Here is a 21673-nt window from a genome sequence, read left to right as displayed (position 1 = left end):
CTCGTGGTCGGGGCGGGTCGGGTAGCGGTGCCGGCCGGGGATGCGGTGCCGTCGGCGCTGCGGCAGGAGGAACCGGCCGGCTCGCGCGCCGGGCGGGGGCGCGGCGGACGAGCCGGGACCGGGAGGGGCGGCCCCGGGGGGCGTCAGGACCGGGAGGGTGCGGGCCGGGGGGCGGGCCGGGGGGGGGCGGGCCGGGGGGCGGGGCGGCGGGATCCGGCAGGTTCGGCGGCGCCGGGCGGCAGGGCGGTGCGGGCGGGGGTCGGGCGTACCGCGGGCCGGTCGGCTCTCTCGCCGGCCTGGAGCCGCCAGAGGGACGTGTAGAGCCCGTGCCGGGAGAGCAGGTCGCCGTGGGTGCCCTGTTCGGCGACGATGCCGCCCCGGTCGAGGACGTAGATCCAGTCGGCGTTGCGGATCGTCGACAGGCGGTGGGCGATGACGATCAGGGTGCGGTCCCGGGCGAAGGCGCGCAGGGCGTGCCGGACGGCCGCCTCGGTCTCGTTGTCCACGGCGGAGGTGGCCTCGTCGAGGATGACGACAGGCGAGTCCTTGAGGATCGCCCGGGCCAGGGCGATGCGCTGGCGCTGTCCTCCGGACAGGGCGGAGCCGCGCTCGCCGATGTGCGTGTCGTACCGCTCGGGGAGTTCCGCGATGAAGGAGTGGGCCTCGGCCGTCCGGGCGGCGCGCTCCACGTGCTCGTCGGGGGCGTCGAAGCTGCCGTAGCGGATGTTGTCGGCGATGGTGCCGTCGAACAGGAAGGGGTCCTGGGCGACGAAGCCGACGGCGCTGCGCAGGCCGTTCCGGGACAGGTCGCGGACGTCGCGGCCGTCGAGGAGGACCCGTCGTGTTGCACGTCCTGGCCGAGCCTGCGCCAGGTGACGCCCGCCGCGTACGAGAGGCCGGCGACGGCGGCGCAGGCGGCGGCCGCGAGGAACCACAGCTGTGAGGAGGCGCTGGTCAGGCCGAGCGCGAGCAGCGGCGGGCACTCCCCCTTGATCAGCACGAGCGCGGTCCAGCCCAGGAAGAGGCCGAGGGTGACCTCGACCATCTGGCACACGGCGGACAGGCCGGAGGCGAGGCCGAGCCGGGCCTTGTGCGGGCCGATGATGTCCAGGAAGGCGCGGAGCGAGGAGCGGCGGCCCGGCGGCGCGTCCCCCGCCGCCCCGGCGGCGGCCGCACGGTCGGCAGCGTCACCGGTGTCGGTGTCGGTGTCGGTGTCGGTGTCGGGCCCGGGGACACCGGCCGCCTTGCGCACGGCGCGGCGTACGACGACGGCGGTGGCCGCCACGACCGCGCCGAACACCACGAGGGGCTTGCGCAGGAGCTTGCCGGGCGCGAGCACGGCGGCGGCCGCGGTCGCACCGCCGGCGACGGCGAGCACGGCTCCCGGCACGCGCCCGGCGCCGGCGGAACCGCCGGCGGTGCGAGGGGCGGCTCCTGCGGCGGGCGAACCGAGGGAACCACCCGGATTCTCCGCGCACCGGTGGATCGCCGAGAGGACGTCCTCCAGGACGTCCCGCATATCGGCCGCCGGGCCGGAATTCTCGTCGTACAGAACGAGAACCGTACCCGTCACATGGTTCGCACGTGCGGACCTGATCCAGGCAAGGCTTTCCAGCGCCTCCTGGAGGACCTCGGCCAGGTGCCGCTTCCCGACCGTCTCCGGAATCCTCCAGCGTTGCCGGCCGGGAACGGCGGAGCACATCGTCAACGCGTATGCGTCCGCCGGCGGCCGGAGAGGCTGTCGAAAGTCCGCAGGTCCCACCAGCAGTGTCATTTCTCCGCAGTTCCTGAACGTTTCTCGTGCCCTTTTCGGCAAGGGCTACCGGGCGGCGCGGCGGCCGGAAGCGGGACGGGGCGTCACGCCTCGGCGGGTGCGACGGCGGGGCCGCGTCCCTTGGGCTGCTGCGGGGCGGAAGCCGTCTGCTGGTCGGCGCCGGAGGTCATCTGCGAGGCGACCACGTCGGCGGTCACCTCGGCCGCGAGGTCCTGCAGGCTCTCGCCGGCTTCGTGAGCTGCCCGCTTCACGTCCAGCACCAGCCCGACGGAGGTCTTCACGATGCCGCGCACGAGCGGCTTGGCGATGCGCTTGGCCAGAGGCGCGGCAATGAGTCCGATCAGGAACGGGGGAAGGACGGGCGGCATGGTCCGCTACCTCTCTGCATGGGATGGACGAGCGTCGTCGAACGGAGCGGGGGTCTCGGGCGGGAACACCGGGCGGTGGAAATTGCCGCGCGCAAGGCAACACGCCGACCGCCGGCACATCGTCAGCGAAGAAGACGGCCAAACCGATGCGCATATCGACGCATCTCTCTCAGGCTAGCGGCAGCGAAACGCGCCGTTCGTGCACCGTCACCCGGGATGAGTAACGCGGGGGCGGAATACCGCCGGTTTTGCGCCGGCAATGCCGACCCCGACGGCCGGGCCATCACCTTCCCGCCCCCCGCAGCAGAGGGATCCGCCGCGATTTCTCCCCGGACATCGCACGGACGGTGGGGACGTGTATTCGCCTCTCACCACACAGGTGAACCCGCACCCCGCGTGTGACGCGGGGTGCGGGCTCGGGGGGTGGGGGTGGGAGCGGGGCCGGACGTGGGGTCAGGGGGCGTTGCCCGGGGCGGGGACGTTGCCCGGGACGTTGCCCGGGGCGTTGCCCGGGGCGGGGGCGGTGGCGGGGGCGGAGGTGAGGGTGTCGTGGAGGAAGCCGCCGGACTGGTGCTGCCACAGGCGCGCGTAGGCACCGTCCGAGGTGAGGAGTTCGTCGTGCGTGCCCTGTTCGATGATGCGTCCGCGGTCGAGGACGGCGAGGCGGTCCATGCTCGCGACCGTGCTCAGCCGGTGTGCCACGACGAGCGCCGTCCGCCCGTCCATGAGCCGCCACAGCGCCTCCTGGACGAGGATCTCGCTCTCGGAGTCGAGTGCGCTGGTCGCCTCGTCGAGCAGCAGGATCGGGGCGTCGCGCAGGATCGCCCGGGCGAGGGCCACCCGCTGGCGCTGCCCGCCGGACAGTTTGACGCCGCGTTCGCCGACCATGGTGTCGAAGCCGTTCGGGAGGGCATCGGCGAACTCGGTGACGTGCGCCGCCTCTGCCGCGCGGCGGATCTCGGCGTCGGTGGCGTCCGGCCGGGCGAACGCGATGTTCTCCCTCAGGGTGCGGTGGAACATCGCCGGGTCCTGGGGCACGTAGGCGATCAGGCTGCGCAGGTCGGCCTGGGCCAGCCTGCTGATGTCCTGGCCGCCGATCAGGATCCGGCCGGCTTCGATGTCCGTCATCCGCAGCAGCAGCCGCGTGAGCGTGGTCTTGCCGCCGCCGGAACGGCCGACAAGGCCGATCTTCGACCCGCCGGGGACGTCCAGGTCGAGGCCCTGGAAGAGCGGCTTCCCTCCCCCGTGGGCGAAGGTCACCCGCTCGAAGCGGACATCGGCGGACGCCCGGGACCGCAGCGGCTCCGGTGACGGCGGGTCGAGCACGGTCGGCGGTGTCAGCAGCAGTTCGGTGAACTGTGCGGCCTCCGTCATCGAGCTCTCCAGACGGCGGTAGATCTGGTTGAACTCGAACATGATCCGGGTGGCGCTGGAGTAGTAGGAGAAGGCCACGATGACCGCCTCGACCCCGTGTTCACCCGCACCGAGCGCGACGGCGACCAGCAGGCCCAGCGCATTGGTCAGGACGGACATGGGCGCGACCAGCGTGTCGATGCGCAGGTTGCCGTAGTCCCACGAACGGAGCATGAGCCGCCGGGACTCCGCCACGCGCGACCGGTGCTCGGCGGCCTCGCGTTCCTCGGCGGCGAACGCCCGGACGGTGTCCATGTTCATCAGGCTGTCGGCGACGTGGCCCGACACCCGGGCGACGGCCTCCTCGCGCTCGTCGACGAGGGCCTGGCGGCGGCGGATCAGCGGCGCCGCGCACAGGGCCGTCACGGCGATCATCACCAGGAGCCCCACGACGAGCAGCGGCTCGTAGAACCACAGCACGACGGAGGCGAAGGCCAGCGGTACGAAGCGCCCCATGACCGAGAAGGTCATGGTGTCGACGAACTCCTCGAAGCGGGAGGCGAAGCTGAGGACCCGCTTCGTCAGCGAGCCGGCGAAGTTGTCGTGGAAGAACGCGGCGTCCTTGGCGAACAGCTCGTCCATCCCGATCACGTACAGGTGCTCGATGCCGTGGGCGTCGAGGCGGTTGAGGCAGTGCAGGCCGATGCGCCACAGCACCTCGGCGAGGAGCAGGACGCCGCCGAAGCCGAGGACGTAGGGCAGCATCGCCCCGATGTCGATGTCCTCGTCTCCGGCCATCCGGCCGACGAGCTTGGCGACGATCAGCGGCGCAATGTAGTTGATGCCGATGTTGCCGAGGGCCGGCGCCAGCATCGCCGGCGCCGTCAGTCGGCGGAGCCGGGCGAGCTCCCTTGCGTAGTAGCGGAGCGCGAGGAGCACCGAGCCCCTGCGCGGTGGACTTTCGGGTGTTTCAGGCGATCCCATCGCAACCCTGTGCTGTTGGACCGGCAGGACAGGGTCCGCAGTGTCCCGCAGGGCAGCCCGGGCCGTCCAAGCGTTTTTCTTTCGGGGGTTGGGACTCGGCCCGGGCCCCCGCCGTCACCGCTCCTGTGGTCCGTCGAGGCGCCGCAGGGCGACTCCGTGCTCCGCCAGCGCCTCCGGGATGCGGGCCAGGGCCGGGAGCTGCTCGATGTGGCGGACCCCGGCGGGCAGGGAGCCGGCGAGCAGCTCCCGGGTGACGTACGCCGCGACCAGTCCGGTGACGCGGCTCTGCGCCCGCCCGGTGAGCGCGTACGCCGCGCGGCGGTCGCCGCGCCGGGCGTCGGCCCGTACGGCGAAGCCGTCGCCCCCGGCGTGGACCCTGCGCAGGACGGCGGTCAGGGCCTGTCGCACCGCCGGCCGGCGGGTGGCCCGCCGCAGCGCGAAGAGCGTGGGGGTCAGCGCCCTGGAGTCCAGGCACAGGCGGGTGGTCACCTGTGCGGTTCCGAGGGTGCGGGGCAGCGTGTACTGGTCGGAGAAGGGGAAGGCGTACGCGGTGCGCGGGCCGTATCCGGGCAGTTCGACCCGCAGCGGGCGGGCGGCCGCGGGTTCGGCCAGGTGCTCGACGGTCCAGCGGACCGCGTCGGCGCCGTGCCGCTCGCCGGCGCCCAGCAGCACCGTGAGGTCGATGCGCTCCGCGCCGCCGACGGCCTCGTCCGCCCGGCGGGCGAGGAGGTTCGTCAGCCCGGGGGCGACTCCCACGCTCAGCACGGCCGTGGCTCCGCTGCCCGCGGCGAGGCCGTCCAGCTTCCCCACGCCGTCGAGCAGCCGCCGGGTGGCACCGACGTCGACCAGGTGGACGCCGCGTTCGAGGCAGGCGTGCGCGATCCCGGCGTCGGGCGGCTCGACGCACATCACGACCGCCGCGATGTCGCCGAGGCCGTCGAGCGTCCGCCGGAAGCCGTCCGGATCGGTGACGTCGACGCGGACGCCGCCGAGCCGCAGCGCCTTCGCCTCGTCGCGCCCGGCCACGACGATCCGCCCGGGGAACCAGTCGCCGAGCGTGTCGGCCACCGTCGCGCCCACGGCGCCGTAACCGCCGACCACCAGGATGCGACCCAAATTCACTGTAGTCATACTCCAGTGAAATACACTGTAGTCTCACTACAGTCAAAGTTCCCGGGACCCGAGGAGAACCGGTGGCCGCACCCCTGACCCGCGCGGAGAAGGCCCGCCGCACCCGGCAGCGGATGCGCGACGCAGCCGCCCGGCTGTTCGCGGAGAAGGGCTGGACCGGAACGACCGTCGAGGACATCGCCCGCACCGCGGAAGTCGGCGTGCAGACCGTGTACTTCACGTTCGGCAGCAAGCGGGCGCTGCTGAAGGAGCTCCTGGACACGGCCGTCGCCGGCGACGCCGACCCGGTCGCCACCCTCGACCGCCCCTGGGCCCGCGAGGTCCTCGACGCACCCGGCCCCGCCGCCCAGCTCGCCCTCCAGGCCGCGGGCGCCCGGCACATCCTGGAGCGGGCCGCACCGGTCCTGGAGGTCGTACGGGGTGCGGCGACCGCCGATCCGGAGCTCGCCGAGCTGTGGCGGCTCAACCACGAGCAGCGCCACGCCGTCCAACTCCGCTTCGCGCAGGCGCTGTACGAGAAGGCCGGCGGGTCCCTGCGGCACGGCCACGACAGCGCGGCGGCGGCCGACATCGCGCTGACCGTGCTCGGCCCGGAAACCTACGACCTGCTCGTCACCCGGCGCGGCTGGACCCCCGCCCGCTGGGAGGAGTGGGCCGCGGACGCGCTCGTACGCCAGCTCCTGCCCTGACCCGTACCGGCCCCCGCCCGGCCGCCTCCCGGACACCGCCGCGTCCGGCCGCTACGGTGGCGGGATGGAACAGCGGATCAGCCTGATCACCCTGGGCGTGACGGACCTCGCCCGCGCCAAGGGCTTCTACACGGCCCTCGGTTGGCGGGGCACGGAGGTCCAGGAAACGGTCTTCCACCAGGCGGGCGGCCTGGCCCTGGTCCTGTGGGACCGCGGGAAACTGGCCGCCGACTGCGGGCTCCCCGACACCCCGCCGCCCGCCGGCTTCGGCGGCATCGCCCTGGCCCACAACGTGCGTACGGACGCCGAGGTCGACGCCGTCCTCGACGCCGCCGCCCGGGCCGGCGGCACGGTCACCCGGCCCGCCGCCGTCAACGCGATCGGCTTCTACTCGGGCGTCTTCACCGACCCCGACGGCCATGCCTGGGAGATCGCCCACAACCCCGGCTTCACCCTCGCCGAGGACGGCTCCCTGACCCTCCCCGACTTCAACGCCTAGCGTCCGCCGGGCTCTAGACTGTGCAGCCCGCCGCCGACCCCGGCAGCGGCAGCCGGCCCGGTCCGCGGAAGGGAGGGCGGCGGGTGCACACCGTGCCCTGGTTGCACGTGGTTCCGGAGCACGGCGCCGTGCCCGTCGATCTGCTGTTCCCCGCGACGGGCAGGACGTACGCAGCGCGGCTCGACGGCCGCGAGATGCGCGACACGGACGCCGCCTTCCGGCAGTTCTACGACGGTTTGCGGCTGCCCGATTACTTCGGCTGGAACTGGAACGCCCTCTACGACTGTCTGCGCGACCTGAACTGGCTTCCTGCGGACCGCCACGTACTGATCATCGAGGCCGCGGACGAGGTACTGCCGGACGATGCCTCCGGACGGTGGGCGCTCTTCACCTGCTTGCTGCGGGCCGGGAAGCGGTGGTCGTACACGCAGAAGCCCGAGGGCGTCGAACTCGGCAGGCTCGTGGTGGTCCTGTCGTGCGACGCCGCATCCGTCGCACCCCTGAAGGAACAGCTGCGGTCATACCTGGAAGAGACGCCCCGGCCGTAGGGGCTTCCTTCGCCGGCAGGTGGAGCCCCTCCGACCGCCAACCCCTCCGTTTCTGCCGCGAGTTCCGACTGCCGCGAGTTCCGAATCAGCCGGTTTGCCCGGCTCGTTCCTGAGTCGACCCTTCGGGCTTCCTTAAGGGAACCTGAAGAACCCCTCCAGATGGGTTTTTCCGCTGGTCACCGCCCTAGGCTCGGACGGAGTTCCGCTCCCCCTGCTCTAGTGAGGTGTTACCGGCATGAGCCGCAGCCGAACCACCGGAACCCCGTCCCGCGTCGAGGCCCGGCGGAGGAAGACGGCGCGTACCCGCATCGTCCTGTCTGTCACCGCGGCGGCCGCGGCGGTGGCGGTCGGGGTCGCCGTGGCCGACTCCGACGGTGACGCCCGCGTCGACAAGCGGGCCGGCGGGTCCGCCGGCAAGACGTCCGCGGCGAGCACCGCCGACGGGTCCGCGACCGCCACCCCGACCACCGCCGCCCCCACCACCGAGGCCTCGGCGTCGGCGAGCCCGAGTCCGTCCGGCTCGCCCGAGGCCGGCGCCTCGGCATCCGCCACCCCCTCCGCCCCCGCGGGCGAGGAGAAGGACACCGCCGCCAAGTCTGCGCCGAACCAGGGCGGCAACAAGCCTGCGGGCAAGCCCGCCTCGGGCTCGGGCGGCGGCTCCGGAGGCTCGGGCGGATCCAACGGGTCCGGCGGGTCCGGCGGGTCCGGGAGCTCCGGCGGCACCGTGAACGCCGACGCCGAGTCCGCGGTCCTCGCCATCGTCAACAAGGAGCGGTCCGCCGCCGGTTGCGGCCCCCTCAGCACGAACGCCAAGCTGAGCGCCGCCGCCCGGGGGTACAGCGACACGATGGCCCGCGCCGGCGTCATGTCGCACACCGGACCGGACGGGTCCACCATGACCAGCCGGGTGGAGGCCGCCGGCTACAAGTGGTCCAACCTGGGCGAGAACATAGCCCGCGGCCAGGCCGACGCCGACGCGGTCATGAAGGCGTGGATGAACAGCCCCGGCCACCGGGCCAACATACTCAACTGCGCCTTCAAGGAGATCGGCATAGGCCTCCACAAGGGCGACGGCGGCCCGTGGTGGACCCAGAACTTCGGCGCCCCGAGGTAACGGACGGGCCCCCCGGCCACGGACCCACCCCCCGTACCCCTGTACCGCCACCCCCCATACCCCCACCGCCACGTCCTCCGACCCGTCCGCGGGTCCGGAGGACGTCGGCGTTGGCCGGCTCACGGGTGCCGCGGGCTCCCCCGCCCGCTTTCGGGGGAGCCGGTGACGCGCCGGCCGGCGCGTCGGCCAGTATGGGGCCGTGCCCCGTCTTCCGCGTTACCTGCTCATATGGCTGTCGTGCACGGCCGCCAGCGTGACGGCCGTGCTCGCCACGGTCCAGTTCGTGGTCGGCACGACCCGGCATACGCCCCCGGTCGCGCGGTCCGCCCCGACGGTCATCGAGACCCCTCCGGCCTGGCAGGCGGGCCAGGAGTCGCCGTCGGGCTCGCCCTCCCCGTCCGCGTCCGCGAGCCCCTCCCCCTCGGCTTCGCAGCGGCCCTCCCCGTCGGCCGCGAGCGCCACCCCCGCCAAGGCCCCTTCCGGAACCCCCCGAACCTCCGCGCCCAAGGCGGACGTCGACTGCGAGGGCGGCGGAGTGGGCCTGCACACCGTCCCGTCACAGGGCGGCAAGGCCACCGTGCGGTACGGAAGCCGGGGCGTGTGCCTGATCTCCGCGATCCCCGGACGCGGTTTCAAGGCGTCCACCTCGCAGACCGCGGACGACACCCTCACGGTCACGTTCACCAGCGACAACCACACGTCGGTCATCACGGCGACGATCGACCCGGGGCCGCGGGCCGGCGTCCGCGAAACGTCGTTCTGAACCGATCCGCACCACTCGGCCGTTCCGGTCCCTTTCGCGGGGTTAACCGCCTTGTGCGCGGTCGTGGGCCGAGCTCCGGCGAAGCGGAAGGTGAGCTGTTCCTTAGGGCAAGCTGAAGACCGCGCCGAGACGGTTCCGGCGGCCCCGAGCGGTCCTATGCTCGCGTCAGCCGAGCGGCCCTCGGCGCCGGGGACGGCTCCCCGGCGGACCGTGCGGGCCGCCGTCCCACCGAGCGGGGGGCATCCGCAGCCCGTCCCGCAGTCCGAACCGTGCCTTGGGGTGTCTTCGCCATGAGTTCCCGCATGCTCCGACCCGTCCGCGCCGACCGCCGTACGACGACGCCGTCCCGCTCCGCCGCCCCGCTCGGGATACGCCTGCCGCTGGCCGCCGCGGCCGTGGTCGCGGTGGGGCTGACCGCCGCCTGCGGGCCGTCCTCGCAGCCCGTCGGATCGGCGAAGCCCACCGCGGCCCGCCCGGCCGCGGAGTCCCTCCCCTCCGCTCCGGAGCCGGCCGGCGCGTCCGCCGAGGCGTCCCCGTCCGCGTCCGCCTCGCCGTCCGCCTCCGCCTCCGCTTCCGCGTCGGCATCCGCTTCCGCCGGGTCCTCGCAGTCCGGGACGGGGGCCGCCGCCCCCGCCCGGACGTCGGCGAAGCCGACGTCCCGTTCGTCGGCCGCGCCCGCTCCGGCGGCGGTCCCCGGCCCCGGCTACGACAGTTCGGCCGACGCGCAGAAGCAGATCGACGCGGCGCTGCGCGCGGCCAAGGCGGACGGGCGGATGGTGCTGCTCGACTTCGGCGCGAACTGGTGCGGCAACTGCAAGGCCGCCGACAAGGTGTTCGCCCAGTCGCAGACCGCGGCGATCCTCGGGGCCTCGTACCACATGGTCAAGGTGGACATCGGCGGCAACAGCTCCGCCAACTCCGCGCTCCTGAGCAAGTACAGCCCCTCGGGCGGCACCTACAAGATGCCCGTCCTGGTCGTCGTCTCCCCGTCCGGCACGGTGCGCACCGACACCCACGTCACGGGCAATCCGTCCCTGACCTCGGAGGGCCTGAACGCCTTCCTCCGCAAGTGGGCGTCATGAGACGAGCGGTGCGGGCCGCGGCGGCCGGCCTCGCGGTGGCGGCCGGCTGCGTCCTCGCCGGCGTCCTGACGGACGGCGGGGACGGCGGCAGCGGCGCCGGCGCACCGGACGGCGGGCGGGCGGGCTCGGTCCGTACGGCGGCCCGGGCGGCGGTCCTCGACCCCGCCGCCCGGCAGGACGCGCCCGCCCTGGCCGGCGAGGACCTGGACGGGAACCGGGTCGGGCTCGCCGAGTTGCGGGGCAACGTCGTCGTCCTCAACGTGTGGGGGTCCTGGTGCGGCCCCTGCCGGGCGGAGGCGGACGACCTGGAGCAGCTCAGCCGGCAGACCCGGGCCGACGGGGTCCGGTTCCTCGGGATCAACACCCGGGACCGGGACCGGGCCGCGGCCCGGTCCTTCGTACGGGCCCACGACGTGACGTTCCCCAGCCTCCACGACCCCGAGGGCGAGCTGCTGCTCCGCTTCCCGCCCGCCCTGCTCAACCCGCAGGCCGTCCCCTCGACCCTGGTGATCGACCGGCGCGGGCGCATCGCCGCCGGAATCGGGGGCGCCGTCACGGACGAGCAGCTGCGGCCCCTGCTCGCGCGCGTGGCGGGGGAGCCGTCATGACACCGGTCGCACACGGCGTGCTCGCCGCCGCCGCGGACGCCCCCTCCCTCGTCAGCGGAACCCTCCTGATCGCCGCGCCCGTGGCGCTCGTCGCGGGGCTCGTCTCCTTCCTCTCCCCCTGCGTCCTGCCCCTCGTACCGGGCTACCTCAGCTACGTGACCAGCCTGTCGGTCGCCGACCTGGCGGACCCGCGCAGCGGGCAGCGCGGCCGGATGGCCGCCGGCGCGCTGCTGTTCGTCCTCGGCTTCACGGCGGTCCTGGTCTCCGGCGGCGCCCTCTTCGGCTATGCCGGCCGCAGCCTGCTGGCCCACCAGGAGGCGGTCACCCAGGTGCTCGGTGTGTTCACCGCGCTCATGGGGCTGTCCTTCATGGGTTTCCTGCCGGGCCTGACCCAGCGGGAGCTGCGCAGCCACCGGCGTCCCGCGCTGGGGCTCGCCGGGGCGCCGCTGCTGGGGGCGGTGTTCGCGGTCGGCTGGACCCCGTGCATCGGCCCGACGCTGGCCGCCGTGCAGGCGCTCGCCTGGTCCGAGGCCAGTGCGGCCCGCGGGGCGCTGCTGATGGCCGCGTACTGTCTGGGGCTGGGGTTGCCGTTCGTCGTGGCCGCGCTGGCCTTCCGGCGGGCGCTGGGCGCCTTCGGCCTGGTCAAGCGCCACTACCCGTGGGTCCTGCGGACCGGCGGGAGCATGCTCGTCCTGGTCGGCGTACTGCTGGCCACCGGCGTGTGGAACGACCTGGTGTACGGGCTGCAGGTGTGGAGTGCGGACTTCGCCCCGGCCCTCTAGAGCCGCGGTTCGCCCCCCGTACGGGCGCCCTCCGACCGCCCGCCGCGCCCACCGCCCGCCCGAGAACCGAATTTGATCCCGTGACACGTGACATTGAGGCACATATGAACGTTTCCCCGCAGGCCGGACAGGCCCGGAAGACCCGTATCGCGGCCGCCCTTCTGGTCGCCCTGACGGCCCTCACGGCGTGCGGCGGGCAGCCCGCGGCCAACGCCGGCGCACCCGCAGCGGCACCCGCGCCCGCGTCCGCGCCCGCTTCCGCATCCGCGTCCGCTCCGGCTTCCGGAACCACGACGAGCTTCAGCGAGAAGGGCGTCACCGTCACCCTGTCGGTGTCCGGCTGGCAGGCCTCGAAGGGCACCCTCACCGCGGTCTTCACCCCCGAGGAGAAGGGTTTCCACCTCTACAGCACCGACCTGCCGGCCGACGGCATCGAGGGCGTGGGCCGCCCGACCGCACTGTCCGTCACCGGGGCCCTCAAGGCGGAGGGCAAGCTGACGGCCGCCGCGAAGGTGCGGTCGATCAGCGTGCCCGGCGTCGGCGCCCCGGTACCCGTCTACCCGGACGGCCCGGTCACGACCACCCTGCCCGTCCGCGCCGACGGGAACGGCGAGGCGACGGTGCTGCTCGGCTACGCGAGCTGCAGCGAACGCGACGGCTGCACCATCCCGGTCTCCGACCGCCCGGTCCGCCTGCGCATCACCGCCGACGGCCCGGTGTTCGATGCCCGCTAGGCTGCCCGAACCCTCCGCCGGACGAGCCCCTAAGGTGTCCCCATGCCCAGCGTCCTGGTCGTGGAAGACGACCCCAGCATCCGCCAGTCACTGATCGAGGTCCTGGCGGAGCACGGGTTCGCCGTGCGCAGCGCGGCCGACGGGTTCGGTGCGCTGCGCGAGGTCACCCAGACGCCCGTCGACGCGGTGGTCCTCGACCTGGGGCTGCCCGATCTGGACGGAGGAGACGCCCTGCGCATGATCCGCGGCATCTCCTCCGTGCCCGTCCTGGTGGCCACCGCCCGCGACGACGAGCGGGAAATCATCAGCCTGCTCAACGCGGGCGCCGACGACTACCTGGTCAAGCCGTTCTCCGGGGGGCAGCTCATCGCGCGGCTGTCCGCCGTCCTGCGGCGCACCGGCCAGGCCCCCGCCGCCGGTCCCGCGGCGGCGGGTGCGCCGGTGGCGGCAGCGGCTTCGGATCCGCTGCGCGCCACCACCGTCGGCGAGCTGACGGTGGATCCGGGCGCGCGCACCGCCTGCCTGGCCGGCCGGGAGCTGCGCCTCACCCGGCGGGAGTTCGACCTGCTGGCGTTCCTCGCCCTCCACACCGGCCAGGTCGTCTCCAAGCGGCGGCTGCTGACCGAGGTCTGGCGGGAGCCGTATGTGGACGACCAGACCGTCGACGTGCACCTGTCGTCCCTGCGCCGCAAGCTCGGCGAACGCGCGGCCGCCCCGCGCTATCTGCTGACCGTGCGCGGTGTGGGCATCAAGCTGGTGGCTCCCCGTTGAGACGCTCGCTGGCCGGAGTGGCGCTCGCCGTGACCTCCATGGTCGCGCTGTCCTTCCTCATACCGCTGGCCGCCCTGGTGATGTCGCTGGTCAAGGAGCAGGGCGTCACCGCGGCCGAGCAGCGCGCCGCGGCCCTGGCACCCGTCCTCACGCTGACCACGGACCCGTCCGCGCTGCGGGAGTCCGCGGCGAGCCTGGACGCGGCCGAGCACCTGGTCGTCCATCTGCCGGACTCCGGCCCGCTCGGCAGCTCCAAGGCCCCGGCCGCGCTGCTCGAACGGGCGCAGAAGGGGCGGGAGTCCATCTCCCGCGAGATACCGGGCGGCTGGATCTGCCTGCAGCCGGTGGTGCTCCCCGGGGAGCAGGTCGCCGTCATCGAGAACTTCGTTCCCGAGGAGGAGCTGACCCGCGGGGTGATGGAGTCGTGGGCGGTGATGTGCTTCCTCGCCGTGGGGCTGATCGCGGGTTCGGTGCTGGTCGCCGACCGGCTCGGCGCGAAGGTCGTACGGTCATCGAAGCGGCTCGCGCAGGCTTCACGCGCCCTCGGCGAGGGCGATCTGGACACCCGCGTGGACCCGATGGGCCCGAAGGAACTGCGGGACGCGGGTGTCGCCTTCAACGCGATGGCCCACCGGATGACCGAGCTGCTGGCCGTGGAACGCGAACTGGTCGCCGACCTGTCCCACCGGCTGCGCACCCCGCTGACCGCCCTGCACCTGGCGTCGGAACGGATGGCCGGCACCCCGGAGTCGGCGAGGGTGGAGGCGGCGGTCGGCGAACTGGAGACGGAGCTCCAGGCCATCATCGCCGCGGCGCGCACACCGCTCGCCGTGGGCCCCATGGGCCAGGGCATGCTCGGTGCGGAAGCCCCCGCGGGCCGGCCGGCCTCCGGTGCGCCGGAAGGGGCCGGGCCCCGCTGCGAGGTGGCCGAGGTCGTCCGCCGCCGCACCGCGTTCTGGGCGGTCCTGGCCGGACAGCAGGACCGGTCCTGCTCCGTCGAGCTCAGCCCGGAGCCCACTTCCGTGGGCCTCTCGGACGACGACATCGCCGCTGTCGTGGACGCGCTGATCGGCAACATCTTCCGGCACACCGGGCCCGGGACCCCGTTCGCCGTCCATGTCGTCCGCACGGCCCAGGCCGTGGAACTGGTCGTGGAGGACGGCGGACCGGGCATCCCCGAGCCGGAGCGGGCACTCTCCCGCGGGAGCAGCACCGGCTCCACCGGGCTGGGCCTCGACATCGCACAGCGGGCGGCGACGGCCACGGGCGGGTCGATGCGCATCGGCCGCAGCCCCCTGGGAGGGGCGCACATCACGGTGACCTTCGCGCTGGCCGCGCCGGCCCTGTCCGGGCGCCGGTCCCGCATCTCCCGCCGCCGCCCGTCCCGGCCGCGCAACCGGTAGCCCGCACCCGGGCGGCGGCCGGTGGACGGGCCGCGCCCGGAGCGCGGGCGGCGGCCGGTGGGCCGCGGGCTCAGTCGACGAGCACACCGGGGTTGAGGATGCCCCGCGGGTCGAGCGCGCCCTTCGCGGCGCGCAGCGCCAGGGCGAAGGGGTCGGGGCGCTGGCGGTCGTAGTGGGGGCGGTGGTCCCGGCCGACGGCGTGGTGGTGGGTGACGGTGGCCCGGTGGCGGTGCAGGACCTCGCTCGCGACGGCCTTCAGCTCGTCCCAGACGGCGGCTTCGTCGCCGGGCCGCCCGGCGGCGAGGACGGTGAAGTAGGGCGCCGCGCCGTCGGGGTAGACGTGGGTCAGCCGGCAGTTGACGGTCGCGGGGTGCCCGGTGGCCTTGAGGGCCGCCGCGCCGACCTCGGAGCGCACGGCTTCGATCAGGGCGGGGATCCGGTCCCAGGTGGCCGCGGTCTCGAAGGTCTCGGCGACGGCGCCCATCCTGGCGAGCCCGTCGCGCAGGTACGGCATCCGCAGGAAGGCCGTCCGCCAGGCGCTCACGGCGGCATCGGCCGGGGCGTCCTGCCCGGCAGCCGGTGCCGTACCGCTCCGGCCGCCGTGGGCGCGGGCCAGGTCGACGGCCTGCGCGAGCCGGGCGGCGACCGGCGCGTCCGCCGACTCGAAGCCCAGGACGAGCACGGCGGACCCGTCCTGCGCGGCGCCGGCGAGCCCGGCCTCGCCGGCGTCCAGCAGGCGGCAGTTGGCGGGGGCCAGGTCGGACTGGGCGACGGCCTGCACCGCCCGGAGCGCGTCGTGGAAGTCGGCGAAGGCCACGGAGGCGGACGCCTTGTGGACGGGCCTCGGCTGGAGGCGGACCCAGGCTTCGGTGATGACGCCGAGGGCTCCTTCCGAGCCGAGGAACAGCCGGTCCGGCGAGGGCCCCGCACCGGAGGCGGGCAGCCGCCACGAGGCGCTGGTCCCGGCCGGGGTGACGACGTTCATGGACTGGACGAAGTCGTCGATGTGGGTGCGGCCGGTCGCGTAGTGGCCGCCGGCCCGGGTGGCGAGCCAGCCGCCGAGCGTGGAGAACTCGAAGCTCTGCGGGAAGTGCCGCAGCGTCAGCCCGTGGGGCCGCAGCTGGTCCTCCAGGCCGGGGCCGAGCGTCCCGGCCTGGATGCGTGCGGCCCGGCCGGCGGTGTCGACCTCCAGGACCCGGCCCATGGCGGTCAGGTCGAGGGAGAGTACGGCGCGGTGGGCGTTGCCCCGGTACTCCACGCCGCCGGTCACGGAGGACCCTCCGCCGTACGGGACGACCGCGATCCCCTGCTCCCCCGCCCAGTCCAGCAGGTCGGCGACCTCCCGGTCGTCCGTGGGGCGGGCGACGAGGTCCGGTATCCGTCCGGGCTGCCCGCGCAGGGCGCGCACGATGTCGCGGTAGGCCTTCCCCATCGCGTGGGCGGCGCGGTCCTCGGGGTCGGCGGTGACCAGGTGCGCGAGGCTCGGCGGGGCCTCGGCGGCCGGGGCGCCGATGCGCAGGTCGCGTATGCGCGGGACGGGCAGGGGGCGGGCGAGGGTGCCGGGGAGCAGGGCGCCCATCGCGCGGCATGCGTCGTCTGCGGGGTGGGCGTCGGCCCAGCCCCAGCCCCACCAGGAGCGGGTGCGGGGCCTCGGCTGCGCGGTGGTGCCCGTGATGTCTGTGGTGCCTGTGATGCCTGTGGTGCCGTCCATGCGATGCACTCCAAGGGTCGCCGGCGGAGGGAAGAGTGAATTTACCGAGCGGTAAATTACTTACTGATAATATTCAGGCATGGCAACCCCTTCCCCGAGAGCCGGCACCAAGGGCGTCCCGCGCGAGCAGCGCCGGCAGCAGATCCTGGCCGCCGCCACGGAGGAGTTCGGCACCCGCGGCTACGCAGGGGCCTCGCTGGCCGCGATCGCGGCCCGGGTCGGCGTCACCAAGACGCTGCTGCACCAGTACTTCGGCACAAAGGAGGACCTGTACACCGCCTGCCTGGTGCCCGTCGGGGACCGGCTCCTGGGCGCTGTCCGGGACGCGATGGCGGCGGGCGGAACGGGTACGGAGACGGCGACCGCGCCGCCCACGCCCCTGCGGGTGCTCCATGGGATCTTCACCGCCCTGGAAGGGCAGCGGGAGGCGTGGTTCGTCCTCTACGACCCCTCCCTCCCGGCGGACGGCGAGGCCGCCCGGCGTGCGGCGGACTTCCGGGCACCCATCGACCGGCTCGCCGCCGACGGCACCGCCGACGTGCTGCGCGCGGCGGGTTCCACCGACCCGCTGGACGCGGACGCCCTCAAGTACGTCTGGCGGGACCTGGTCTCCACCCTCGTCCGCTGGTGGGTGAAACACCCCGAACAGTCCCCGGAGGCCATGACGCAGCGCTGCGCCCGCCTCTTCGCGGCCGCGGCAGCCCTCACTCCCGGTTCAAGTGCCGTTCACGCGGGGCTCGTCGAAGATCCCTGACCTCCCCGTGTCCGCCCCCGACCGGAAGGAAGCCCGGTGTCCTCCACCGCCTCCGCCCGCCGCGCGGCTCTCCCCGCCGCCGTCCTGGCCGCCCTGCTCATACCCTCCGCGCCCGCCCACGCGGCCGGCGCCTCCGTCACCGCGACCGTGGAGACCGCCCCCGTCTCGCACAGCGGGGACGCCGCGGACGACCCGGCGATCTGGGTCCACCCGACCGACCCGGCCAGGTCCGTGGTCATCGGCACGGACAAGAAGGGCGCGCTGGAGGTCTACGACCTGACCGGCGCGCGCATCCAGCGCATCAGCGGCGACCACGGCAACAACGTCGACCTGCGCGGCGACATCGCCGTCTCGGCGGACGACGAGGCCGCCGGCGGCAGCGGCGCCATGCACGTCTACCGGATCGACCCCGGCACCCGGAAGCTGACCCACCTCAAGGACGTCCCGACCGAGGTCACCGCGCACGGCATCTGCCTGTACACCTCCAAGGCCTCGGGCAAGCTGTACGCGTTCCCCAACTCCACCTCGGGCCGCGTCGAGCAGTGGGAGCTGGCGGTCAGCGGGAACTCCGTGACCGCGACCCCGGTCCGCCTGTGGGACGCGGGCTCGGCCGTCGAGGGCTGCTACGCCGACGACACCACCGGCAAGCTGTACCTCAGCGAGGAGGACGTCGGCGTCTGGATCCACGGCGCCGAGCCGACCGCCGGAACCGCCCGCACCAGGCTCGACTCCACCGGGTCGGGCGGCCACATCACCGCCGACACCGAGGGCATCACCGCCGCCGGGAACCGGATCTACGTGTCCTCCCAGGGCAGCAGCGACTTCACCGTCCACGACCGCACCACCCACGCCTACCTGGGCCGGTTCTCCGTAGCGAACGGCACCGCCGCCGACGACTGCGAGGACACCGACGGCATCGACGCCACCGCCGCAGGCCTCGGCCCGGCCTTCCCGCAGGGCGTCTTCGTCTGCCAGGACGGCGCCAACGGATCGCCCGGCACGAGCGGCAACCAGAACTTCAAGTTCGTCCCGCTCCAGCGCATCACGGCGCACTTCGGCTGACCGCCCGGGGCGCCGACGCCCGCGTCGGCGCCCGCGTCGGCGCCTGCGCCCCCGGCGCCGCCGGTCAGACCAGTTCGGGCTGCGCTTCGCGCCGCTGTTCCGGCAGCTGCACCGGCGCGGCGTCCTGCCGGTCCCACCGCCGGTCGGCCCGTGCGTAGCCGTAGGCCACGGAGGCCATCGCCAGCAGGATCAGCGGCCCGAACACCCACGGGTGTCCGGCCATCTCCACCGACAGGAAGCGGTACGAGGCGAGGAGCGCGACGAAGACCGCGGTGCCGTGGCAGACCAGCCGGATTCCCTGCCGGTCCCAGCCGCGGTCGAGCGAGCGCATCGCCGCGTCGATCGTGAGCGTGAACACGACTCCGGCGACGATGTCCGCGCCGTAGTGGTAGCCGAAGCCCAGGGTCGCGCCGAGGGTGGTGATCAGCCAGAAGACGCCCAGGAAGCGCAGGGCCAACGGGCCCTTGCGGGAATGCAGGAAGATCGCGGTGGCCCACGCCGTGTGCAGGCTGGGCATGCAGTTGCGCGGGGTGACCTCGTCGAACGGTATCGGGCCCGGGGTGCCGACCGCCGGCGGCGTGTTCGGCCACAGGTCGGCCAGCGCCCACTGGTCCCCGTCGGCGCCGTAGGCGAAGATCGGCCCGACCACCGGGAAGATCATGTAGATGCCCGGTCCGAGCAGGCCGATGACCAGGAAGGTGCGGACCAGGTGGTGGCCCGGGAAGCGGCGCTCGGCCGCCACGTTGCGCAGCTGGTACAGCGCGACGATCACCGCGGCCACCGCGAGCTGCACGTAGACCCAGTCGAGGACGTGCGCGCCGACCGAGCCGGTGGCCTCGACGATCTTCCCCGCCACCCATGACGGGTTGCCCAGCGCGTGGTCCGCGGCCGCCACGTACGGGTCGAGCACCATCGGGCGGGTCTTCGACGTGATCAGCAGCCACGTGTAGCCGGTCTTGCGGCCGGCCACCAGCAGCAGGGCCAGTCCGACGCCCTGCAGCAGCAGGACGCGCTCCCGGCCGGTGCGGCGCGCCACGGCGACGACGGCACAGGCCAGCGTCACCCACAACGCGCCGTTGCCGTACATCATCTCGGCGCCGACCAGCCACCGCACGAGCCAGAAGACCAGGTCGATGCCGATGGCGGCGCCGACCGCGATGAACCGCTGCCGCCAGGTGAGCACCACCAGCATCAAGGTCATGCTGGCGTACAGCACCGTCCCCGACGCGGGAGCGAAGATCACCTCGCGCGCCTGGGCCGTGATCGGGCCCGGCACGCCGTAACCGCGCGCGGCGACCTCCAGGGCGACGAGGAATCCGAGGGCCACCACGCCCGCCGCGGCCCACAACACCACCCGTGGACGACGCCACACAGCCGACTCGACTCCCCCGTCGATGCGCGCGCGCACGCGCGAAACCCCAGATATCAATTCTTCAGCCGATGTTCATGATTCAACTTGGTCAGTGTTGGCTCGAACATGCTAGCGGAGCGGTTGGGGCGACACCCAGGGCAGCGGCGCTTGCTCAGTGGGTCCACACGTCCTGGCGGACGGCTATACCGGGGATAGTACGTAGCAGCTGTTGGGCAAGCCCAGCTGCGCTTGAGTGCCCGGAACGTCGTCGCGGAAGTCGTGGAACTGGTACTGGGCAGCCTTTCGCATGATCGACACGGCGTCCTTCGAGACCATCAGACAGAGGTGCTTCCTCAGCGGCGCCAGTCCGCTCGCGCGATGAAGCACCAGGCTGCCTTCGTAGCGGCCCTCGGCGAAGCCCCATCCGACAGCATTGAACAGCAGCAGGGGCTGCTGCGGCGCGCTTTGACTGACCAGGAGGGGACTCGGGTCTGCCACCCGCTGGTACGTGAGGTCATGAGCGGCAGCGTCATAGGAGAAGGAACCCGTCTCATCCCAGAAGAAGGCAGGCTGCTTGGCCCCGCCCGTTACCGGTCTCAGCTCAAGCTCGATCTGGGTGATCACCTCGACCCGCTCGGTCTTGACCCGGGTGGACAGTGTCGGCTGGAAGTACAGCCAGGTGTCCTTGCCCTGGGCGATACGGGTGATGTGCGGCAGGGCAACGTCGACCGTGGGCTCTCGCTGAAGGGCCAGCAAGTTGTAGACCGACAGCCCGAGGGCTACGACGCCGACCAATGTCCCGATCCACGCTTGCGCCTGCTCGTAACGTCTTTTCGAGCCGGGCGCGTCGGGCGCCGGCTCTTCCGCCGCATCCTCGGGCTCGCCTGCCGAGGGGTTACCAGTGAAGCCCATGGCCTCAGCGTCCCGCCATGGTCACTCTCCGGCACGCAGAACTGCATCACCGGAGTGACGGCCCAGGTTGGGTGCGGAAGGTATGGCTGTACGACGCGCGGAATGTGCCACGCGCTTCCGGAAACGATCAAGGGCCTTGTCTCACGTGTGTGAAACAAGGCCCTCAGCTGCGACTGCGGAGCGAGCTCCCAGTCGGGACGACAGGATTTGAACCTGCGACCCCTTGACCCCCAGTCAAGTGCGCTACCAAGCTGCGCCACGTCCCGTTCCGCTCCGGAGGGCTTCCCACTTGGGGTTTTGCCGTCCCGGCGGCACATGCAGAACATTACCCCACGTTGAGGGGTGTGTATGCACGGGTATCCGCCGCGGGGCAGGATGGCCGCATGGACGGACGGGACCGGGACACCGGCGGGCGGGCGCGGAATGCGCGGCCGCGGGACGGGCTGGGGCGGCCGCTGCCCTACGGGGAGCCCGGCGTGCCGCGCCAGCCCGAGGGGGTGGTGCGGACGCCGGCCGAGACGGTCGGGGAGGCGCAGCGGCTGCTGGACGCGGGGATGCCGTTCCACGCGCACGAGGTGTTCGAGGACGCCTGGAAGTCCGGGCCCGCGCCGGAGGCGCCGCTGTGGCGCGGGCTCGCGCAGCTGGCGGTCGGCCTGACCCATGCCGCCCGCGGGAACGCCGTGGGCGGGGCGCGGCTGCTGCGGCGCGGGGCCGACGCCCTGGATCCCGCCCCGGTGCCGGAGGCGTACGGGATCGATGTGCCGGGGCTGGTGGTGTGGGCGCGGGAGCTGGCGCGGCGGGTCGAGGCCGGCGAGCCGGTCGACGCCGCGGCCCAGGCCCCGCGGCTCGCCCCCGCCGCGCCGCGGGCCTAGGACTCCGGGGCCGGGGCCAGGGCCGGCTGGAGGAGGTCCCAGCGGTTGCCGTACAGGTCCTCGAAGACGGCGACCGAGCCGTACGCCTCGTGGCGCGGCTCCTCCAGGAAGCGGACGCCCTCCCCGGTCATGCGGGCGTGGTCGCGGGCGAAGTCGTCGGTGTGGAGGAAGAAGCCGACGCGGCCGCCGGTCTGGTCGCCGACCCGGGCCCGCTGGGCCTCGTCCTTGGCCCGGGCCAGCAGCAGCGCGGATTCGGTGGCGCCCCGGGGGCGGACCACGACCCAGCGGGAGCCGTCGGGGCGCGGGGTGTCCTCGACGAGCGTGAAGCCGAGCGCGCGGGTGTAGAAGTCGACGGCCTCGTCGTAGTCGCGGACCAGGAGGGCGGTGAGGGCGATGTGTGCGGGCATG

22 protein-coding genes, 1 tRNA gene and 1 pseudogene are annotated in these 21673 nt (G+C 73.6%); 14 read left to right on the top strand and 10 right to left on the bottom strand.

Going from position 1 to position 21673, the window contains the following annotated elements:
- Positions 1–143: 143 nt before the first annotated feature.
- The 5 genes and pseudogenes from ACIQUT_RS03460 to ACIQUT_RS03440 form a co-directional block, all read right to left on the bottom strand.
- Positions 144–935 carry an ABC transporter ATP-binding protein gene (locus tag ACIQUT_RS03460; RefSeq protein ID WP_403558697.1) on the bottom strand — a complete coding sequence of 264 codons (792 nt, stop codon included), beginning with the start codon at positions 933–935 and terminating at the stop codon, positions 144–146.
- 611 nt (positions 936–1546) lie between these two features.
- Positions 1547–1702: pseudogene (locus tag ACIQUT_RS03455) on the bottom strand (HMA2 domain-containing protein); the annotation flags it as partial.
- 155 nt (positions 1703–1857) lie between these two features.
- Positions 1858–2142 (bottom strand): DUF5132 domain-containing protein, encoded by a 285-nt coding sequence (locus ACIQUT_RS03450; protein ID WP_403558695.1) that lies wholly within the window; start codon positions 2140–2142, stop codon positions 1858–1860.
- A 453-nt stretch (positions 2143–2595) separates the two neighbouring features.
- Positions 2596–4479, bottom strand: coding sequence for an ABC transporter ATP-binding protein (locus ACIQUT_RS03445; RefSeq protein WP_403558693.1), 1884 nt, complete (start codon positions 4477–4479; stop codon positions 2596–2598).
- A 114-nt stretch (positions 4480–4593) separates the two neighbouring features.
- Positions 4594–5601, bottom strand: a complete 1008-nt coding sequence (locus tag ACIQUT_RS03440; protein WP_403558691.1) for a saccharopine dehydrogenase family protein — start codon at positions 5599–5601, stop codon at positions 4594–4596.
- Positions 5602–5672: 71 nt separating this feature from the next.
- Here ACIQUT_RS03440 and ACIQUT_RS03435 point away from each other — a divergent pair, with 71 nt between their 5' ends.
- From ACIQUT_RS03435 to ACIQUT_RS03385, 11 genes are all read left to right on the top strand, one after another.
- Positions 5673–6299, top strand: a complete 627-nt coding sequence (locus tag ACIQUT_RS03435; RefSeq protein ID WP_403558689.1) for a TetR/AcrR family transcriptional regulator — start codon at positions 5673–5675, stop codon at positions 6297–6299.
- Positions 6300–6363: 64 nt separating this feature from the next.
- Complete coding sequence (locus tag ACIQUT_RS03430; RefSeq protein ID WP_403558687.1) at positions 6364–6798, top strand: VOC family protein; 435 nt, start codon at positions 6364–6366, stop codon at positions 6796–6798.
- A gap of 107 nt (positions 6799–6905) precedes the next feature.
- Complete coding sequence (locus ACIQUT_RS03425; RefSeq protein ID WP_403559318.1) at positions 6906–7346, top strand: barstar family protein; 441 nt, start codon at positions 6906–6908, stop codon at positions 7344–7346.
- A 235-nt stretch (positions 7347–7581) separates the two neighbouring features.
- The gene (locus ACIQUT_RS03420) at positions 7582–8460 is read left to right on the top strand and encodes a CAP domain-containing protein (protein ID WP_403558685.1); all 879 of its coding nucleotides are present in this window, start codon (positions 7582–7584) and stop codon (positions 8458–8460) included.
- Positions 8461–8659: 199 nt separating this feature from the next.
- Entirely contained in the window at positions 8660–9223 is a 564-nt protein-coding gene (locus tag ACIQUT_RS03415) for a hypothetical protein (protein ID WP_403558683.1), read from the top strand.
- 302 nt (positions 9224–9525) lie between these two features.
- Positions 9526–10305, top strand: a complete 780-nt coding sequence (locus ACIQUT_RS03410) for a thioredoxin family protein (RefSeq protein WP_403558681.1) — start codon at positions 9526–9528, stop codon at positions 10303–10305.
- Positions 10302–10913 carry a TlpA family protein disulfide reductase gene (locus ACIQUT_RS03405; RefSeq protein WP_403558679.1) on the top strand — a complete coding sequence of 204 codons (612 nt, stop codon included), beginning with the start codon at positions 10302–10304 and terminating at the stop codon, positions 10911–10913. Before ACIQUT_RS03410 ends, ACIQUT_RS03405 begins: the two co-directional genes overlap by 4 nt.
- Positions 10910–11695 carry a cytochrome c biogenesis CcdA family protein gene (locus tag ACIQUT_RS03400; RefSeq protein ID WP_403558677.1) on the top strand — a complete coding sequence of 262 codons (786 nt, stop codon included), beginning with the start codon at positions 10910–10912 and terminating at the stop codon, positions 11693–11695. Before ACIQUT_RS03405 ends, ACIQUT_RS03400 begins: the two co-directional genes overlap by 4 nt.
- Before the next feature lie 104 nt (positions 11696–11799).
- Positions 11800–12429 carry a hypothetical protein gene (locus tag ACIQUT_RS03395; protein WP_403558675.1) on the top strand — a complete coding sequence of 210 codons (630 nt, stop codon included), beginning with the start codon at positions 11800–11802 and terminating at the stop codon, positions 12427–12429.
- A 42-nt stretch (positions 12430–12471) separates the two neighbouring features.
- Entirely contained in the window at positions 12472–13200 is a 729-nt protein-coding gene (locus ACIQUT_RS03390; protein ID WP_403558673.1) for a response regulator transcription factor, read from the top strand.
- The gene (locus ACIQUT_RS03385) at positions 13197–14603 is read left to right on the top strand and encodes an ATP-binding protein (protein WP_403558671.1); all 1407 of its coding nucleotides are present in this window, start codon (positions 13197–13199) and stop codon (positions 14601–14603) included. Before ACIQUT_RS03390 ends, ACIQUT_RS03385 begins: the two co-directional genes overlap by 4 nt.
- Positions 14604–14673: 70 nt before the next feature.
- Here ACIQUT_RS03385 and ACIQUT_RS03380 read toward each other — a convergent pair whose 3' ends face one another.
- Positions 14674–16314 carry an FAD-binding oxidoreductase gene (locus ACIQUT_RS03380; RefSeq protein WP_403558669.1) on the bottom strand — a complete coding sequence of 547 codons (1641 nt, stop codon included), beginning with the start codon at positions 16312–16314 and terminating at the stop codon, positions 14674–14676.
- Positions 16315–16393: 79 nt separating this feature from the next.
- Here ACIQUT_RS03380 and ACIQUT_RS03375 point away from each other — a divergent pair, with 79 nt between their 5' ends.
- Positions 16394–17068: a TetR/AcrR family transcriptional regulator gene (locus ACIQUT_RS03375; protein ID WP_403558668.1), complete on the top strand. Its 675-nt coding sequence runs from the start codon at positions 16394–16396 to the stop codon at positions 17066–17068.
- A gap of 36 nt (positions 17069–17104) precedes the next feature.
- Entirely contained in the window at positions 17105–18130 is a 1026-nt protein-coding gene (locus ACIQUT_RS03370) for a phytase (protein WP_403558666.1), read from the top strand.
- A 64-nt stretch (positions 18131–18194) separates the two neighbouring features.
- On the opposite strand, the gene ACIQUT_RS03365 is transcribed toward ACIQUT_RS03370, so the two are convergent.
- The 3 genes from ACIQUT_RS03365 to ACIQUT_RS03355 form a co-directional block, all read right to left on the bottom strand.
- A complete protein-coding gene (locus ACIQUT_RS03365) occupies positions 18195–19538 on the bottom strand; it encodes a phosphatase PAP2 family protein (protein ID WP_403558664.1) in 1344 nt (447 codons plus the stop codon).
- A gap of 144 nt (positions 19539–19682) precedes the next feature.
- Entirely contained in the window at positions 19683–20393 is a 711-nt protein-coding gene (locus tag ACIQUT_RS03360; RefSeq protein WP_403558662.1) for a hypothetical protein, read from the bottom strand.
- A gap of 192 nt (positions 20394–20585) precedes the next feature.
- Positions 20586–20659 (bottom strand) — tRNA-Pro (locus ACIQUT_RS03355).
- A 117-nt stretch (positions 20660–20776) separates the two neighbouring features.
- On the opposite strand from ACIQUT_RS03355, the gene ACIQUT_RS03350 reads away from it, so the two are divergent.
- Positions 20777–21265 carry a DUF309 domain-containing protein gene (locus tag ACIQUT_RS03350; RefSeq protein WP_403558660.1) on the top strand — a complete coding sequence of 163 codons (489 nt, stop codon included), beginning with the start codon at positions 20777–20779 and terminating at the stop codon, positions 21263–21265.
- Here the strand turns inward: ACIQUT_RS03350 and ACIQUT_RS03345 are convergent.
- Positions 21262–21672 carry a VOC family protein gene (locus ACIQUT_RS03345; RefSeq protein WP_403558658.1) on the bottom strand — a complete coding sequence of 137 codons (411 nt, stop codon included), beginning with the start codon at positions 21670–21672 and terminating at the stop codon, positions 21262–21264. The genes ACIQUT_RS03350 and ACIQUT_RS03345 overlap by 4 nt on opposite strands.
- Position 21673: the final 1 nt, after the last annotated feature.

The sequence above is a fragment of the Streptomyces sp. NPDC090445 genome, from assembly GCF_044769385.1.
Taxonomy (GTDB): domain Bacteria; phylum Actinomycetota; class Actinomycetes; order Streptomycetales; family Streptomycetaceae; genus Streptomyces.
This window is presented reverse-complemented; position numbering and strand designations above follow the sequence as displayed.

Coding starts and splice junctions, on each gene's coding strand:
- ACIQUT_RS03450 (WP_403558695.1), bottom strand. CDS start 2,142: ATGCCGCCCGTCCTTCCCCCGTTCCTGATCGGACTCATTGCCGCGCCT.
- ACIQUT_RS03445 (WP_403558693.1), bottom strand. CDS start 4,479: ATGGGATCGCCTGAAACACCCGAAAGTCCACCGCGCAGGGGCTCGGTG.
- ACIQUT_RS03430 (WP_403558687.1), top strand. CDS start 6,364: ATGGAACAGCGGATCAGCCTGATCACCCTGGGCGTGACGGACCTCGCC.
- ACIQUT_RS03420 (WP_403558685.1), top strand. CDS start 7,582: ATGAGCCGCAGCCGAACCACCGGAACCCCGTCCCGCGTCGAGGCCCGG.
- ACIQUT_RS03410 (WP_403558681.1), top strand. CDS start 9,526: ATGCTCCGACCCGTCCGCGCCGACCGCCGTACGACGACGCCGTCCCGC.
- ACIQUT_RS03405 (WP_403558679.1), top strand. CDS start 10,302: ATGAGACGAGCGGTGCGGGCCGCGGCGGCCGGCCTCGCGGTGGCGGCC.
- ACIQUT_RS03400 (WP_403558677.1), top strand. CDS start 10,910: ATGACACCGGTCGCACACGGCGTGCTCGCCGCCGCCGCGGACGCCCCC.
- ACIQUT_RS03395 (WP_403558675.1), top strand. CDS start 11,800: ATGAACGTTTCCCCGCAGGCCGGACAGGCCCGGAAGACCCGTATCGCG.
- ACIQUT_RS03390 (WP_403558673.1), top strand. CDS start 12,472: ATGCCCAGCGTCCTGGTCGTGGAAGACGACCCCAGCATCCGCCAGTCA.
- ACIQUT_RS03380 (WP_403558669.1), bottom strand. CDS start 16,314: ATGGACGGCACCACAGGCATCACAGGCACCACAGACATCACGGGCACC.
- ACIQUT_RS03375 (WP_403558668.1), top strand. CDS start 16,394: ATGGCAACCCCTTCCCCGAGAGCCGGCACCAAGGGCGTCCCGCGCGAG.
- ACIQUT_RS03360 (WP_403558662.1), bottom strand. CDS start 20,393: ATGGGCTTCACTGGTAACCCCTCGGCAGGCGAGCCCGAGGATGCGGCG.
- ACIQUT_RS03350 (WP_403558660.1), top strand. CDS start 20,777: ATGGACGGACGGGACCGGGACACCGGCGGGCGGGCGCGGAATGCGCGG.
- ACIQUT_RS03345 (WP_403558658.1), bottom strand. CDS start 21,672: ATGCCCGCACACATCGCCCTCACCGCCCTCCTGGTCCGCGACTACGAC.